General features: G+C 72.4%; 16 protein-coding genes. 5 read left to right on the top strand and 11 right to left on the bottom strand.

Features of this window, described 5'->3' with window-relative positions:
- The 5 genes from AB0412_RS32945 to AB0412_RS32965 all read right to left on the bottom strand — a co-directional run bounded on the left by AB0412_RS32945 (position 1) and on the right by AB0412_RS32965 (position 4,471).
- Entirely contained in the window at positions 1-399 is a 399-nt protein-coding gene (locus tag AB0412_RS32945; RefSeq protein WP_260828999.1) for an ectoine synthase, read from the bottom strand.
- Positions 400-450: 51 nt separating this feature from the next.
- Positions 451-1,722: a diaminobutyrate--2-oxoglutarate transaminase gene (gene ectB / locus AB0412_RS32950; protein WP_366406274.1), complete on the bottom strand. Its 1,272-nt coding sequence runs from the start codon at positions 1,720-1,722 to the stop codon at positions 451-453.
- Between the two features lie 159 nt (positions 1,723-1,881).
- The gene (ectA, locus tag AB0412_RS32955) at positions 1,882-2,388 is read right to left on the bottom strand and encodes a diaminobutyrate acetyltransferase (protein ID WP_366406275.1); all 507 of its coding nucleotides are present in this window, start codon (positions 2,386-2,388) and stop codon (positions 1,882-1,884) included.
- Between the two features lie 329 nt (positions 2,389-2,717).
- Complete coding sequence (locus tag AB0412_RS32960) at positions 2,718-3,254, bottom strand: DinB family protein (protein WP_366406276.1); 537 nt, start codon at positions 3,252-3,254, stop codon at positions 2,718-2,720.
- 113 nt (positions 3,255-3,367) lie between these two features.
- Positions 3,368-4,471 (bottom strand): aminotransferase class V-fold PLP-dependent enzyme, encoded by a 1,104-nt coding sequence (locus tag AB0412_RS32965; protein WP_366406277.1) that lies wholly within the window; start codon positions 4,469-4,471, stop codon positions 3,368-3,370.
- 174 nt (positions 4,472-4,645) lie between these two features.
- On the opposite strand from AB0412_RS32965, the gene AB0412_RS32970 reads away from it, so the two are divergent.
- From AB0412_RS32970 to AB0412_RS32990, 5 genes are all read left to right on the top strand, one after another.
- Positions 4,646-5,497, top strand: coding sequence for an ABC transporter substrate-binding protein (locus AB0412_RS32970; protein ID WP_366406278.1), 852 nt, complete (start codon positions 4,646-4,648; stop codon positions 5,495-5,497).
- Entirely contained in the window at positions 5,494-6,327 is an 834-nt protein-coding gene (locus AB0412_RS32975) for an amino acid ABC transporter permease (RefSeq protein WP_366406279.1), read from the top strand. Before AB0412_RS32970 ends, AB0412_RS32975 begins: the two co-directional genes overlap by 4 nt.
- On the top strand, positions 6,324-7,115 hold the full coding sequence (locus AB0412_RS32980) for an amino acid ABC transporter ATP-binding protein (protein WP_366406280.1): 792 nt from the start codon (positions 6,324-6,326) through the stop codon (positions 7,113-7,115). The genes AB0412_RS32975 and AB0412_RS32980 overlap by 4 nt, the downstream gene beginning before the upstream one ends.
- Positions 7,116-7,136: 21 nt before the next feature.
- Entirely contained in the window at positions 7,137-8,228 is a 1,092-nt protein-coding gene (locus AB0412_RS32985; protein WP_366406281.1) for an amidohydrolase family protein, read from the top strand.
- 209 nt (positions 8,229-8,437) lie between these two features.
- Positions 8,438-9,358: an SCO1860 family LAETG-anchored protein gene (locus AB0412_RS32990; RefSeq protein ID WP_366406282.1), complete on the top strand. Its 921-nt coding sequence runs from the start codon at positions 8,438-8,440 to the stop codon at positions 9,356-9,358.
- Between the two features lie 81 nt (positions 9,359-9,439).
- On the opposite strand, the gene cobC is transcribed toward AB0412_RS32990, so the two are convergent.
- Genes cobC through cobM form a run of 6 tightly spaced genes read right to left on the bottom strand, consistent with a single transcriptional unit; the run spans position 9,440 to position 15,724 of the window.
- Complete coding sequence (gene cobC, locus AB0412_RS32995; RefSeq protein ID WP_366406283.1) at positions 9,440-10,501, bottom strand: Rv2231c family pyridoxal phosphate-dependent protein CobC; 1,062 nt, start codon at positions 10,499-10,501, stop codon at positions 9,440-9,442.
- A complete protein-coding gene (locus AB0412_RS33000) occupies positions 10,491-11,399 on the bottom strand; it encodes a sirohydrochlorin chelatase (RefSeq protein WP_366406284.1) in 909 nt (302 codons plus the stop codon). Before AB0412_RS33000 ends, cobC begins: the two co-directional genes overlap by 11 nt.
- Positions 11,396-12,001, bottom strand: coding sequence for a precorrin-8X methylmutase (locus tag AB0412_RS33005; RefSeq protein ID WP_366406285.1), 606 nt, complete (start codon positions 11,999-12,001; stop codon positions 11,396-11,398). Before AB0412_RS33005 ends, AB0412_RS33000 begins: the two co-directional genes overlap by 4 nt.
- Positions 11,998-13,680, bottom strand: a complete 1,683-nt coding sequence (gene cobJ, locus AB0412_RS33010; protein ID WP_366406286.1) for a precorrin-3B C(17)-methyltransferase — start codon at positions 13,678-13,680, stop codon at positions 11,998-12,000. Before cobJ ends, AB0412_RS33005 begins: the two co-directional genes overlap by 4 nt.
- Positions 13,677-14,909 (bottom strand): precorrin-6y C5,15-methyltransferase (decarboxylating) subunit CbiE, encoded by a 1,233-nt coding sequence (cbiE, locus tag AB0412_RS33015; RefSeq protein ID WP_366406287.1) that lies wholly within the window; start codon positions 14,907-14,909, stop codon positions 13,677-13,679. Before cbiE ends, cobJ begins: the two co-directional genes overlap by 4 nt.
- Positions 14,906-15,724: a precorrin-4 C(11)-methyltransferase gene (gene cobM, locus AB0412_RS33020; RefSeq protein ID WP_366406288.1), complete on the bottom strand. Its 819-nt coding sequence runs from the start codon at positions 15,722-15,724 to the stop codon at positions 14,906-14,908. The genes cbiE and cobM overlap by 4 nt, the downstream gene beginning before the upstream one ends.
- Between the last annotated feature and the right edge of the window lie 14 nt (positions 15,725-15,738).

The raw sequence follows: 15,738 nt of genomic DNA on the forward strand, positions 1-15,738 counted from the left end.
TCACACCTCCTCGGTGAGCAGCGGGTAGACGCCGTTCTCGTCGTGGTCCTCCCGTCCGGTCACGGGCGGGTTGAACACGCAGATGCAGCGGAAGTCCTCCTTGACGCGCAGCGTGTGCCGCTCGTGCCCGTCCAGGAGGTACATGGTCCCGGGCGTGATCGTGTGGGTCCGCCCGGTCTCGTGGTCGGTCAGCTCCGCCTCGCCCTCGACGCAGACGACGGCCTCGATGTGGTTCGCGTACCACATCGACGTCTCCGTACCCGCGTACAGGATCGTCTCGTGCAGGGAGAAGCCGACCTTCTCCTTGGCGAGGACGATGCGCTTGCTCTCCCAGGTGCCGGATGCGGACTTCACATGCCGGTCGGTGCCTTCGATCTCCTTGAAGGAACGGACAATCACGGTGCTGCGATGCCTCCTAGATGGTGGTGGTACCCGTCCGGTGACGGTGGTTCAGGCGGTCTCGCGGACGGCGCGGGCCAGCGTGGTCAGGCCCTCGTCCAGCTCGTCCGGGGTGATGGTCAGGGCGGGGAGGAGTTTGACGACCTCGCTCTCCGGGCCGGACGTCTCGATCAGCAGCCCGAGTTCGAAGGCGCGCCGGGCGACCCGCTCCGCGCGGGACTTGTCGTGGAACTCCATGCCCCACACCAGGCCGCGGCCCCGGTACTCCTTCACGTCGGCGAGGTTCTCCTCGGTGATGGCGATCAGCGCCTGCTCGACCTGCTCGCCGCGCGCCCTGGTCTGCTTCTCCATCGCCGCCCCGTCGGCCCAGTACGCCTCCAGCGCCGCGGTGGCGGTGACGAACGCGGGGTTGTTGCCGCGGAAAGTGCCGTTGTGCTCACCCGGCTCCCAGACGTCCAGCTCGGGCTTGAACAGGCAGAGCGACATGGGCAGTCCGTAGCCGCTGATCGACTTGGACACGGTGACGATGTCCGGCGTGATGCCCGCCTCCTCGAAGGAGAAGAACGCGCCGGTACGGCCGCAGCCCATCTGGATGTCGTCGACGATCAGCAGCATGTCCTGTCGCTCGCACAGCTCGGCCAGCGCCCGCAGCCACTCGGCCCGGGCCACGTTGATGCCGCCCTCGCCCTGCACGGTCTCGACGATCACGGCGGCCGGCTTGTTCAGACCGGAGCCCTGGTCCTCCAGGATCCGCTCGAACCACAGGAAGTCCGGGACCTGGCCGTCGAAGTAGTTGTCGAACGGCATCGGCGTGCCGTGCACCAGCGGGATGCCGGCGCCGGCCCGCTTGAAGGCGTTGCCGGTCACGGCGAGCGAGCCGAGCGACATGCCGTGGAAGGCGTTGGTGAACGACACGATCGCCTCGCGCCCCTTCACCTTCCGCGCCAGCTTCAGCGCGGACTCCACGGCGTTGGTGCCCGTCGGGCCCGGGAACATGACCTTGTACGGCAGGTCGCGCGGGCGCAGGATCCAGTTCTGGAAGGACTCCAGGAACGCGCGCTTGGCGGTCGTCGACATGTCGAGCCCGTGCGTGACGCCGTCGCGCTCCAGGTAGTCGATCAACGCCCGTTTCAGGACGGGGTTGTTGTGCCCGTAGTTGAGTGAACCGGCTCCGGCGAAGAAGTCGAGGTACTCGTGGCCGTCCTCGTCGTACATGCGGCTGCCGTGCGCGCGGTCGAAGACGGTGGGCCAGCCGCGGCAGTAGCTGCGCACCTCGGACTCGAGGGTCTCGAAGACGCTGAGGTCGGGCTGGGTGATGGTCACGACGAATCGCTCCTCGGTGGCGTGGGAGGTCAGAGGAAGTCGGGCGGTCGGGATGGTCGGTCGGTGAGCGCTCGGGGTCGCTCGGCACTCGGTCGGCTGTCGGGCGCCTGTCGCTCAGCGGTCGGTCGCGCGGTGGTCGGCCGCGCGGCGGTCGGTCGGTCAGGCCGAGAGGGGACCGATGCGGTAGAGCACCTCGGGGTCGTGCGGTCCGTCGGGGAACTGGCCCGTCTCGAACAGCACCTCGCGCTCCAGCCGGGCGCCGTGGCGCTCGGCGAACGCGGTGAACAGGCGCTCGGAGGCGGTGTTGCCCGGCGTGATGGTGGTCTCCACGGTGGTCACCCCGTGCTCCGCGGCGGTCCGGGCGGCCAGTCCGTCCAGCAGAGCGGCGGCCAGGCCCCGGCCGCGGTGCGTCTCGTCCACCGCCACCTGCCAGACCAGCAGGGTGCGCGGGCTGTCCGGGCGTACGTATCCGGTGACGAAGCCGATCGCCTCACCGCTGTCGTCGCGGGCGACGGCCGACGTGGCGGCGAAGTCCCGGCACCACAGCAGATAGCTGTACGACGAGTTCAGGTCGAGGACCTTCGAGTCCCTGGCTATCCGCCACAGCACGGCTCCGTCCGCCACAGTGGGGCGGTCGATTTGCAGGTCTGCTTGTGCGGCAGTCATGGAATTTGAACTTACCCAGGTAAATTCAAAATTGCATCGCCTGGCGGGGTTACGCACGAGCGGGATCTGTGTTATCGCGCGTGCGTGCGTGTCCGCGTGAGAGGTCGGCAGAATGCCCCGTTTTCCTGCGGAAATACGGGACGGATCGGGCGGGCTGTGGAACCGATCACAACTGGGTAACTCCCGCGCCGGGTGCCCGGAATGCTCCGGTTCTCGTTCTTGAAATTGTTGTGTTTAGGTTCGGGAGAACGGGGCAGAAGAGAATGGGAAGCTGTCCAGGAATGTAATAGCGAAATAAGCGAGAGAATGCCGCAATAATGGGGCGGAATTCACGCTCCGGTCACTCCGTCGATACGCTCCCGCAGGAGATCGGCATGGCCGTTGTGCCGCGCGTACTCCTCGATGAGATGGATCAGCACCCACCGCAGACTGACCTCCGCACCGGCGACGGGCCCGTCCACGATCCGCCCGGTGTCCTCCAGTCCCCGCCCGGCACACAGCTCCCGCCCCCGCTCGACCTCGCGACGCCAGATGTCCAGCGCCTCGTCGAGCCCCCGGGCGGGATCCAGCGCGTAGCCCGACGGGTCCTCGAACACCGGCGGCACGTCGAGCCCGGCGACCACCCGCTGGAACCAGTTCCGCTCGACCTCGGCGAGATGCTGCACCAGCCCGAGCAGGGACAACGCGGACGGCTCGACGGCCGCGAGCCGCACCTGTGCGTCGTCCAGCCCCGAGCACTTGAGCACCAGGGTGCCCCGATGAAAGTCGAGCCACCCCTCCAGCATCAGCCGCTCATCACCGGTCAGGGGAGGCACAGCCCGCCCGTCAGGCATGCGCGGCGGGACTTCGGAAGAGATCTCAGCCATGAGGGCAGCATGACACGCCGGTTCCGACCCTCAGCCCGTCCGGGGGCGCGGCCCCCAGGGGTCGGGAACGGGAAGGGGCGGCGGGGGCGGAACCCGAGGACCTCAGCCCCCACTCACCGCGGCCAAGCCCCCTCCGCGGCCCGCAGCGCCCCCTCCACATCCACCCGCAAGCCCTTCTCCCCGAGAGCAACCCCCAACGCCACCAGACTCGCCCGCACGGCCCCCCGCGTCGCATCCGCCCCGTAGTGATTGACCCGGATCATCTCCCCGGCCAGCGCACCCCCACCCGCACTCACCGGCACCGCCGGATCCGCAGCCACCGCCCGCGCCACCAGCTCCGCCGCCACGGTCCCCGCCGGCGCCCGCAGCGTCGTCGCGACCGGCGCCGCCTCCGCCGCGTCGTGGACATACGGCTCCAGCCCCCCGCCCAGGGCGACCGCCCCCGCCCGGGTCGCCGCCGCAGCACCCGCGTGCCGCGCCATCACCGCGTCGAGCCCCACCGCCTCGATCCGCTCCACACACGCCTCGAGCGCCAGCATCTCCAGCTGCGCCGGAGCGTGCAGCAGCGCCTTGCGGCCGCCGTCGATCCACCGCTCCTTCCAGTCCAGCAGCGACAGATACGACCGGCGCGGCGCCCGCGGATTCGACCCCATCCGCGCCCAGGCCCGCTCGCTCACCGACACCGCCGACACCCCGGCCGGACCGCCCATCGCCTTCTGCGCCCCGATCACGCACAGGTCCACGCCCCACGCGTCCGGCAGCACCGGCTCCGCGGCGACCGAGGCCACCGCGTCCAGGTAGAACAGCGCCCCGTGCGCCCGCACGACCTCGCCGATCTCCGCGACCGGGTTGGTGTTCCCGGTGGCCGCCTCCGCGTGCACCAGGGACACGAAGTCGATCTCCGGGTGCTCGGCGAAGGCGCCGCGGATCTGCTCGGCCGTCACCGCCGTGTGGAAAGGCACGGTCAGGTCGATCACCGTGGCCCCGCAGTCCCGCAGCCAGTCGCCGAAGGTCTGCCCGTAGGGGCCGGTGATGACGTTCAGGGCGGTCGTGCCGGGACCGGCACACGCGCGGATCGCCCCCTCCAGCGGCAGCAGCGCCTCGCCCTGCATGATCACGACGTCCTGCTCGGTGCGCAGCAGCCGGGCCACCCGGTCCTCGATCGAGGCGAAGTGCGCGGCGCTCAGCGGGGCCAGGTCGAGGAGGGGGTGGGTCACAGTGCTGCTCTCTCACTACGTGGGTCGGTCGACGCCTTTGAGGGTAGCCACCCACGAGGAACCGCCCGGACGCCCGGTTCTTAGGCCAGGCAGCTCCCAGGCCCTCGATTGGTTTGAGCGCCTCAAACATCTCCTTATAATCGGAACCTGTCATTCCCCCCACAGGAGGCCCCCGTGAAGACGCTCCCCCGGCGCCGGATGCGTATCCCCGCCGCCCTCACCGCGACGGCCGGGCTGGTGCTCCTGACCGCCTGCACCTCCACCGACGACGGAGGAAGCGGCACCAAGACCGCCGCCGGCGGGGTCGAGCTGGTCAAGGCGGGCCGACTCACCACCTGCACCCACCTGCCGTACCCGCCGTTCCAGTCGGAGATCGACGGCAAGGTGCAGGGCTTCGACGTGGCGCTGATCGATCTGGTCGCCGACGACCTCGGCGTGAAGCAGGAGATCCTCGACACGCCCTTCGAGAACTTCAAGACCGGCGCCTTCCTCAACTCCGGCGAGTGCGACCTGGCCGCGGCCGGCATGACCATCACCGAGGAGCGCAAGAAGAACGTCGACTTCTCCGACCCGTACTTCAACGCCACGCAGGCCGTCCTCGTCGACAAGGGCAGCGGCGTCGGCTCGCTCGCCGACGTGAAGTCGAAGAACATCAAGCTGGGCGCCCAGGCGCAGACCACCGGCGAGGACTACGCCAAGGGCCAGGGCTTCGACCCCGTCTCCTTCGAGTCCTCCGACGCGGTCCTGAACGGTCTGCGCACCGGCCAGGTCAAGGCCGTCGTCATCGACTACCCGGTGGTCCAGGGCTGGCTGAAGGACAAGGCCAACGCCGACGCCTTCGAGGTCGCCGAGCAGATCGACACCGGTGAGCAGTACGGCTTCACGGTCAAGAAGGGCAACACCGCGCTGCGCGAGGCGATCAACAAGGCGCTCGCGGACGCCAAGGCCGACGGGACGTACAAGAAGCTGTACGAGCAGTGGATCGGCCCCTACGACGAGTCCGCGGCGTCCCCGTCCGCCTCATGAGTGAGACGAAGTCGGACGTCGCGCCCCGCCGCAAGGGACTGACCCGGCGGCAGAAGCGCAGCCTGTCGCGTGGCATCCAGTACGCCGTCTTCGTCGCGCTCGTGGTCCTCTTCGCGGTGTCGGCCGACTGGGACCGGCTGCAGAACCAGTTCGCGCAGACCGACATCGCCGACCGGATGTTCCCGGACGTCATCACGCTGGCGCTGAAGAACACCGTCCTCTACACGGTGACCGGCTTCGCCGTCGGGCTCGCGCTCGGCATGGTGATCGCGCTGATGCGGCTGTCGTCGGTCGGGCCGTACCGCTGGCTGGCGGGCATCTACATCGAGATCTTCCGCGGCCTGCCCGCCCTGCTGATCTTCATCTTCATCGGCGTGGCCGTGCCGCTCGCCTTCCCCGGCACGGAGATCATCGGCGGCACGTACGGCAAGGTCGCGCTCGCGCTCGGCCTGGTGGCCGCCGCGTACATGGCGGAGACGATCCGCGCGGGCATCCAGGCCGTGCCCAAGGGGCAGATGGAGGCGGCCCGTTCGCTGGGCTTCTCGCCCGCCCGGGCCATGGTCTCGATCATCATCCCGCAGGCCTTCCGGATCATCCTGCCGCCGCTCACCAATGAACTCGTCCTGCTGTTCAAGGACTCCTCGCTGGTGCTGTTCCTCGGCGTCACCCTGGAGGAGCGGGAGCTGTCCAAGTACGGCCGTGACCTGGCCAGCCAGACCGCCAACTCCACGCCGATCCTGGTCGCCGGCCTGTGCTATCTGCTGGTCACGATCCCGCTCGGCTTCGTCGTCCGCCGCATGGAGGCCAAGGCCCAGGAGGCCGTGAAATGACCCGGCCCGAGATCCGCGTCAGCGCACTGCACAAGTCGTTCGGCAGCAACGAGGTGCTGCGCGGCATCGACCTGGAGATCGGCCAGGGCGAGGTCGTCTGCGTCATCGGCCCGTCCGGCTCCGGCAAGTCGACCTTGCTGCGCTGCGTGAATCTGCTGGAGGAGCCCACCGAGGGGCAGGTCTTCGTCGGCGGGGTCGAACTCACCGACCCGGACGTCGACATCGACGCCGTGCGCCGCCGTATCGGCATGGTCTTCCAGCAGTTCAACCTGTTCCCGCACCTCACCGTCACCGAGAACCTCACCCTGCCGCAGCGCCGGGTGCTGCGCCGGGACAAGGCGCAGGCGGCGAAGGTGGCCGCGGAGAATCTGGCCCGAGTCGGCCTGTCCGAGAAGGCGGACGCGTATCCGTCCTCCCTCTCCGGCGGGCAGCAGCAGCGGGTCGCCATCGCCCGCGCGCTGGCGATGGGTCCCGAGGTGATGCTGTTCGACGAGCCGACCTCGGCGCTCGACCCGGAGCTGGTCGGTGACGTCCTCGCCGTCATGCGCATGCTCGCCGACGAGGGCATGACGATGATGGTCGTCACCCATGAGATGACCTTCGCCCGCGAGGTCGCCGACCGGGTCGTCTTCATGGACGGCGGGGTGATCGTCGAGGACGGCACCCCGGAGCAGGTCATCGGCAGCCCCCGGCACGAGCGCACCCGCCACTTCCTCTCCCGCCTCCTCGACCCGGCGATGGCCGAGGTCGAGGAGGAGATCTCGGACCAGGTGGGCAGGTCCGAGTAGCGCCTGACTAGGGTGCCGGGTATGAGCGAACGCGCGGTGCTGCACGTGAAGGGGCGGGTGCTCGTCGGGCCGGACGAGGTCCGGGACGAGCTGTGGGTGGTCGACGGCCGTATCTCCTACGACCGTCCCGCCGGCGCCCGTGACATCCGGACCGTCGAGGGCTGGGTGCTGCCCGGGCTGGTCGACGCCCACTGCCACGTGGGCCTCGACCGGCACGGCGCGGTCCCCGAGGAGGTCGCCGAGAAGCAGGCGCTCACCGACCGCGACGGCGGCGCCCTGCTGCTGCGGGACGCGGGCTCGCCCTCCGACACCCGCTGGATCGACGACCGCGAGGATCTCCCGAAGATCATCCGGGCCGGCCGGCACATCGCCCGCACCCGCCGCTACATCCGCAACTACGCCTGGGAGGTCGAGCCCGAGGACCTCGCCGCCTACGTCGCCCAGGAGGCGCGGCGCGGCGACGGCTGGGTGAAACTGGTCGGCGACTGGATCGACCGTGACCTGGGCGATCTGTCGGCCTGCTGGCCGCGCGGGGCCGTCGAGGCGGCGATCGCCGAGGCGCACCGGCTGGGCGCCCGCGTCACCGCCCACTGCTTCGCCGAGGACTCCCTGCGGGACCTGGTCGAGGCCGGCATCGACTGCGTCGAGCACGCGACGGGCCTGACCGACGACACCATCCCGCTGTTCGCCGAGCGGGGCGTGGCGATCGTCCCCACTCTCGTCAACATCGCCACCTTCCCGGAGCTCGCCGACGGCGGCGAGTCCAAGTTCCCGCGCTGGTCGGCCCATATGCGCCGGCTCCATGCCCGCCGCTACGACACCGTGCGCTCCGCCTACGACGCGGGCATCCCCGTCTTCGTCGGCACGGACGCCGGGGGCAGCCTGCCGCACGGGCTGGCGGCGGCGGAGGTCGCCGAGCTGGTCACGGCCGGCATCCCGCCCCTCGACGCGCTCGCCGCCGGCACCTGGAAGGCCAGGGCCTGGCTCGGACGCCCCGGGCTCGAGGAGGGCGCCCCGGCGGACCTGGTGGTCTACGACGCCGACCCGCGTGCGGACGTCCGGGTGCTGGCGGATCCGCGCCGGGTGGTACTGAACGGGCGCGTGGTCGTGTAGGCGCGGGTGTGTGCGCTCACCCGGGGGTGGGGCCGAGGGAGACATCGGGGAACTGCTGTGCCTGAGGATTCGAATACTTCGGCGGACTCACCACGATGGAGTGAAGTGTCGGCGGATCGCTGACGCTTCGCTCCGTGCGCGGACATTCTTTCCGGGTCCCACACATGTCTCATGGGGGTCCCACCACCTTGAACAGCACCAAGTTCCGTATGCCCGCACGCCGTTGGGCCGCTGCCGCCACGGCCACCGTCCTCGCCGCAGGGTCCGCCGCGCTGGCCGGAGCGGGCTCCGCGCACGCCACCGAGGAGCAGGGCAGCGCGGGCGCCGTCGTCCTGCGGACCGGGCTCGACGTGTCCCTGCTCAACAAGACCGTGCACGCCCCGCTCTCCGTCACCCTCAACGAGGTCCGGGCACCGCACAGTGCGCGGAAGACCGCGCTCACGGCCACTCTGGACGGGGTCGACGGGGGCAAGCCCTTCACCGTGCTGCGCGCGGAGGTCGCCGATGCGAGGGCGACGGTGGAGGGGGAGCGGGCGGAGTCCTCCGCGACGCTGGCGAAGGCCCGGGTCCATCTCCCCGGGCTGCCGCTGCTGGGGCTGATCGAACTCGAGAAGATCAGCTCCAGGGCGGTCTGCGAGGCCGGGCGGACCCCGCTGGCTTCGGCGACGCTGCCGGGCTCGGTGACGGTTCTGGGGAAGCGCGTGAAGCTGACGTCCGGCGGGCCGAGCGAGGTGAAGGTGCCGGGGGTCGGTGAGGTGCGGCTGGATCTGTCGAAGACGGAGACGACGTCGCGTACGGCCGCGGCGACGGCGTTGCAGTTGAAGGTGTCCGTCGATCCGCTGAAGCTGAACGTCGCCGAGGTGGAGGGGACGGTGACGCTGGCGGAGGCGACGTGCGAGGCGCCGGGCGGGGGTGTGGAGCCTCAGGGTGCCCCTGCCGGTGAGGCTGTCGTCCCCGCGGACCAGGAACCTGCGGGCCAGGAACCTGCGGAGCAGGAACCTGCGGAGAAGGAGGCGAACCTTGCCGAGACGGGTGGGGACGCGCTGACTCCGTACGTCGCGGCGGGGGCGGTTGCGCTTCTCGCGCTGGGCGGGGGAGCGGTGGCTGTGTCCCGGCGACGGCGTGGCTGACGGCGTTCCTCAGCCCCGTACCAGGGGGCCCCGCCCCCTGGACCCCCGGCCTATGCCCACCCACCACCCGACTCGCCGGTTTCAGAGCGCACGTTCCAGTGCCCTCAGGAAACCGTCCGTCGTCTCCCGGTCCCGGACCGCGAGGCGGAGCCAGTGGTCGTCCAGGCCCGGGAACGTGTCGCCCCGGCGGACCGCGTAGCCGAGCTCGCGCAGTCGGCTGCGGACCCGTGCCGCCTCCGGCACACGGATCAGGACGAACGGGCCCTCGGCCGGTTCCGCCACCCGCAGGCCCCGCGCCGTGAACTCCCGCAGGCCCGCGACCAGATGGGCCCGGTCCGCCGCGATGCGATGGGCCGCGTGGGCCGCCTCCGCCAGCGCCCTGGTCTCCATGCACGCCTCCGCCGCCGCGAGGGCCGGGGTGGAGACCGGCCACAGGGGCTGGGCCCGCTCCAACTCCCCGATGGTGTCGGGCGCCGCGAGGACGTAGCCGATGCGCAGGCCCGCCAGGCCCCAGGTCTTGGTGAGGCTGCGCAGGACGACGAGACCGGGCACGTCCGTGCGGTCGGCCAGGGTCTCCCGTTCGCCCGGGACCGCGTCCATGAAGGCCTCGTCCACGACCAGGGTGCGCCCGGGGCGGGCCAGGCGGGCGAGGGCCGCGGCCGGGTGCAGCACCGACGTGGGGTTGGTCGGGTTGCCGATCACCACCAGGTCCGCGTCGTCCGGAACCGCCGCCGGGTCCAGACGGAAGCCGTCCGCCTCGCGCAGCAGCACGCGGTCCACGGCGTGGCCCGCGTCGCGCAGCGCCGCCTCCGGCTCCGTGAACTGGGGATGTACGACCACCGGCCGGCGCACCTTCAACGCCCGCGCCAGCAGGACGAACGCCTCCGCCGCGCCCGCGGTGAGGAGCACCCGGTCCGCCGGGAGCCCGTGCCGCGCCGCCACCGCCGCCCGTGCGGCCCGGCCGTCCGGGTAGGCGGCCAGTCCGGTCAGCGACGCGGCGACGCGGTCGCGCAGCCACCCCGGTGGTGTGCCCGCGCGCACGTTCACCGCCAGGTCGACCAGCGCGGCACCGTCGTCGCGGACCTCCGCGTCCCCGTGGTGCCGCAGATCGTGGCCGGGCCCGCCCATCGGCTCAGTGCGCATGGGAGTGCGAGTGGGCGTGGCCGTGCCCGTGATGGTGGTGGCCGTCGTCGTCGGGGTGGAAGTGCGGCTGCTGCGGCAGGCCCACCTTGTCCTCGAAGCCCGGCAGCGCGATCCGGTAGACGCAACTGTCGCAGTTCATCCGCAGATCGCCCTTCACCGCCTCCTCGTACCGCTCCCACACCAGGTCCAGCAGTTCCTGCTCCGGGCCGATGACGTCCGCCGAGCGAACCCCGGTCCGAGGATGGGCCGCCGCCCACTCCTCGGTCTGCCGCCGCACCCGGTCCGGCAGGATCCCCGTGAACAGGAAGTACGGCAGGACGACGATCCGCCGCGCACCAAGCCGGGCGCACCGGTCGAGGCCGCTCGGCACGTCCGGCTGCGCCAGCGACACGAACGCCGTCTCCACACCGGCGTATCCGCGGCCCTCCCACAGCAGCCGGGCCGCCTTGAACACCTCGGCGTTGGCGTCCGGATCCGTCGAGCCGCGCCCCACCAGCAGCACCGTCACCTCGGCCGGGTCCCAGTCCCCGAGCGCCTCCGCCAGCCGCCGCTCCAGCACGCTCAGCAGCGCGGGGTGCGGGCCCAGCGGACGGCCGTAGGTGTACGAGATGCCGGGGTGCCGTTCCTTCTCGCGGGCCAGCGCCGCCGGGATGTCCCCCTTGGCGTGCCCGGCGGACACCAGCATCAGCGGAACGGCCGCGAAACGGCGTACGCCCTGGTCCACCAGCTCGGTGACGGCCTCGCCCAGCGGCGGCGGGGACAGCTCGATGAAGCCGCCGGCGACGGGCAGTCCGGGATGGCGGCGGCCCAGCTCCCGCACGAAGGCGCGGAACGCCTCGGCTCCGGCGTCGTCCCGGGTGCCGTGGCCGGCGATGAGCAGAGCGGGCGGGGTGGTCACAGGTTCTCCTCGGGTTCGTCCGATGCCTCGGGTGCAACGGGGTGGTACAGCAGGGCGTTGAGCGCGGCGGCGGCCACCGCCGAACCACCCTTCTCGGACACGTTGCTCACGGCGGGCAGCCCGCTCTCGCGCAACGCGGCCTTCGACTCGGCCGCCCCGACGAAACCGACGGGCAGACCGATGACCAGCGCCGGGGAGGCGTCCAGCGTCAGCAGCTCCTCCAGGGCGGTCGGCGCACAGCCGATCACCCACAGGGCGCCGGGCCCGACCTCCTCGAACGCCAGCCGCATCGCGTGCGCCGACCGGGTCAGACCGGGCCCGGCCTGGGCGTCCCTCAGCCGGCACACGGTCTCGCGGCGGGTGATCCCGGCCGCGACCATCTCCACGTCCACGACGACCGGCGCCCCGGCGTGCAGCGCGGCGTGCGCCGCCGCCAACTCACCCTCGTCCATGACGAGATCGGAGGCGTACTCCAGATCGGCGGCAGAGTGGATGACCCGCTCTACGACCGCGCGGGTCAGCGGCGGGAAGTGCGAGGTGTCCAGCCGGGCGCGCAGCCGCCGGAAGGACTCCTGCTCGATGGGATGGACGACGCGGTTCACCGGCCCTGCTCCTTCGGTTCCGTCTGCCAGCGGTAGCCGCGCGGCGTCACCATGCGCCCCGCGACGGTCCGGGTCGCGGTGTTGCCCACCGTCACGACCGTCATCATGTCGACCGTCGCCGGGTCGAGTCCGGCGAGCGTGGTGACCCGGCTGGACTCGTCGGCGCGCGAGGCGTTGCGCACGACACCGACCGGCGTCCCGGCCGCCCGGTGCTCGGCGAGGATGGCGAGCGCCTTCGGCAGCTGCCAGTCACGGCCCCGGCTGCGCGGGTTGTAGAACGTCACCACGAGGTCCGCCTCGGCCGCCGCCCGCACCCGCCGCTCGATGACCTCCCACGGCGTGTGCAGGTCGGACAGGCTGATCGACACATGGTCGTGACCCAGCGGCGCCCCCAGGATCGCCCCGGCCGCCAGCGCCGCCGTCACACCCGGCACCCCGACGACGTCGATATCGTCGGACGCCTCCGCGAGCGCGGGGGAGGCCATGGCGTACACGCCCGCGTCCCCGCTGCCGATCAGCGCCACCGCTTGCCCGCGCCGGGCCTCCGCCACCGCCGTGCGCGCCCTTTCCTCCTCGGCCCCGAGTCCCGACTCCAGGATCCGGGTTCCGGGCCGCAGCAGATCGCGGATCTGGTCGACGTACTGGTCCAGGCCGACCAGCACGGAGGCACGCCGCAGCTCCGCCCTCGCACGCGGCGTCAGCAGGTCCCGGGCGCCCGGCCCGAGCCCGACCACCGCGAGCCGGCCGCGCCCCGGCCGCCGTACGACGGCACAGGTCGCCATCGCCGACTTCCGCTTCGGGACGAGGAGTTCACCCCCGCCGACGAGGGCGGCCGCCTCCGCCACCGAGGGCGTCCCGACGGCCGCGAGCGGCGCGGCGGAGGGGTTCGGCACCTCCACCCGCGCCAGCTCCTCGGCCGCGTACGTCACCAACGGCACCCCCAGCAGGCCGGCCGCCGCCACGATCCCGGGCTCCTGCGCCTTCGCGTCCACGGTGGCGAGCCCGGCGACCGACGCCGCCGACAGACCGGCCTCCCGCAGAGCGCCCTCGACGAGCCCCAGCACCTCCTCGAGGGGAGCACCCTTCGACGCGCCGACGCCCACGACGAGCGTCGGCGGACGCAGGACCACCTCCCGCTCGGCGGCGGCCACCAGCCGGTCCGTGACACGGATCGTGTACGCGCCCTCCTCGCGGACCGGCAACGGCGGCAGCGGCCACGCCACTTCCGCGCGCAACGCCACCGCCTCCCCGTCCAGCAGCGCCCGCGACACCGCGGCGACATCGCCCTCCACCGGCAGCCCCAGCGTGTCCAGACCCGCCAGGTCCACGGCGTCGGTCGCCGTGGTCACCACCGGCTCGGCGCCCAGCACCTCGCCGACCTCCCGGGCCAGCTCGTTCGCCCCGCCGCCGTGCCCGCCGACCAGCGACACGGCGAACCGCCCGCCCTCGTCGACGCACACCACACCCGGGTCGCTCGCCTTGTCCCGCAGCAGCGGCGCCACCAGCCGCACGGTGGCCCCCGTCGCCAGGAAACACACGAGCTGCTCGCACTCCGCGAACGCGGCCCGCACCGCGCCCGGCACGGGACCGTCGTACACACGCGTACGGTCCGGCCACGCCGCGGCCAGCCGGTCCCGCGCAGCCGCTCCCGCCGCCGTGGCGGAAATGAGGCCGATCACTGGGCAACTCCTTCACTGTGTGCCGGAGGCCGTACGCCCCACAGCAGGAAAACGGGATTGGCCGCCGCCAGCCGGGTCACCTCACCCGGCAGCGGCGCGAGCCGCGACGACTGCAACAGCACGCCGTCGCAGGTGAAACCGGCGCCGGTCAGCGCCTCGCGTGCGGCCGGCACGCGGTCCAGCGCAGCCAGGGCCACCACCACGGTCCGCCGGGCCCGCCGCGCGCACGCGGTGACGACGGCGGACAGCTCCTGCCCGCCCCCGCCGACGAACACGGCGTCCGGATCGTCGAGATCGGACAGCACGGTCGGCGCCGCCCCGTGCACCACCCGCACGTCGACCCCGTGGGCGACGGCGTTGGCCCGGATGCGCTCCACCCCGTCCGGGGTCTTCTCCACCGCCGTGACGGCGGCACCCAGCCGCGCGCACTCCACGGCCACGGAACCCGAGCCCGCCCCGACGTCCCACACCAGCTCACCGGGGCGCGGCCCCAGCCGGGCCAGCGCAAGCGCCCGCACCTCGAACTTGGTGATCATCGAGTCGCGGTGCGCGAACTCGGCCTCGTCCAGCGCCCAGCCGGCGGGCGGCAGCGGCAGCCCGGCGTGCGCCCGCACCGGCCCGAGGGCGACCTGCCCGGCCACGCTGATGACGACGCTGACCGCCGTCCCCCAGTCGCGGGCCGCGGCCTCGGCGGGCGTGACCCGCTCCAGGCGCTCCTCGGAGGAGCCCAGCGCGGTCGCGACGATCAGGACACGGTCGTAGGACCGCAGCGCCGCCCCGAGTTCGGCGGGCCCGGCACCAGGCCCGGTCAGCACGGCCACCTTCGGGTACGCCCGGCAGACGTTGACCGCCGTCCGCGCGTCCCGCCCGTGCGCGCTCACCACCACCGCGTCGTCCCACGGGAGCCCGGCGCGCGCGAACGCGGCGGCGACCGACGACACACCGGGCCGCACCGCCAGCAGCTCCGGCCCGAACCGCTCGGCCAGTACCCGCACGATCCCGAAGAACCCCGGGTCCCCGGACGCCAGCACCACCACCGGCCGCTCCTCGGCGACGTACTCGGCGATCGTGTCCAGCGCGGGCGCCAGCGGGCCGAGGGCGATCCGCTCGGCGCTGTCCGGCAGCCGTACGGCGTCGAGGTGCCGCTGCCCGCCCACGACCAGCTCGGCACCGGCGAGAACGTCCTCGGGCGGTGGCGCCCCCGTCCCCGTGCCCACCACGGTGATCATGTGCTCGCACCCCGCGAGCGCAGTGCCCTGCGCGCCTCCGGGTCGGCCTTGCGATAACCGTGGAAGTGCCCCGGGTGGTACAGGTGCGAGCGCGTGCCGTGCGCGTCGAGCGCGGGGCCGACCAGGAACAGGGTGTGCTTCCAGAGCTTGTGCTCCTTGACCGTCTCCTCCAGCGTGCCGATCGTGCACTTCACGACCAGCTCCTCCGGCCAGGTCGCCTGGTACGCCACGACGACCGGCGTGGTCGTCGGATAGCCGCCCTCCAGCAGCTCCCGCACCAGCTGGCCGCTGCGGGCCGCCGACAGGAACACCGCCATGGTGGTGCCGTGCCGGGCGAACTCGCGGACCTCCTCGCCGGGCGGCATCGGTGTCTTGCCGCCGCCGAGCCGGGTCAGGACGACCGACTGCGCGATCTCCGGGATGGTCAGCTCGCGCCGGGCGAGCGCGGCGACGGCGGAGAAGGACGAGACACCGGGGACGACCTCCGTCTCGATGCCGAGCGCGTGACACCGGTCGAGCTGCTCCTGCGTACCGCCCCAAAGGGCCGGGTCGCCGGAGTGGATCCGGGCCACCTTGAGGCCGTCCGCGTGCGCCCGCTCGTACACGGCCACGACGTCCTCCAGCGACATGGCCGCCGAGTCGAGGATCTCCGCGCCCTCCCGCGCGTGCTCCAGGACCTCCGCCTGCACCAGGCTGGCGGCCCAGATCACGACGTCGGCCTCGGCGATCGCACGGGCGGCGCGGAACGTCAGCAGATCGGCGGCGCCGGGGCCGGCACCGACGAAGGTCACCTTGCCGGTGGGGGCATCGGCCATGGGAATCGGTCCTC

This window comes from Streptomyces sp. NPDC052012, assembly GCF_040689265.1.
Lineage (GTDB): Bacteria > Actinomycetota > Actinomycetes > Streptomycetales > Streptomycetaceae > Streptomyces.